Consider the following 204-nt stretch of genomic DNA (forward strand, 5'->3'; position numbering starts at 1 on the left):
GCATGCTGTCCACACCATACATTTCTTTGAGCTTTGGATTGATAAAGCGCCAGCCCATAGTGGTGTCTTCAATCTTTTGACTGCGTCCAAAAGCACTGTCCGACTTGCCCATCACATAGGGCGCACGGCTCATACTTTCTACACCACCGGCAATGATTAAATCAGCTTCGTTGGCTTTGATGGCGCGAGCTGCCATGGCAATCG

General features: G+C 50.0%; 1 protein-coding gene. It reads right to left on the reverse strand.

The window, feature by feature from the left end; translation table 11 throughout:
* On the reverse strand, nt 1-204 hold a 204-nt coding region (locus tag ACG916_RS21745; RefSeq protein ID WP_512700224.1), incomplete at both ends, for a thiolase family protein.

It is taken from the genome of Acinetobacter legionensis, assembly GCF_048552295.1.
Lineage (GTDB): Bacteria > Pseudomonadota > Gammaproteobacteria > Pseudomonadales > Moraxellaceae > Acinetobacter.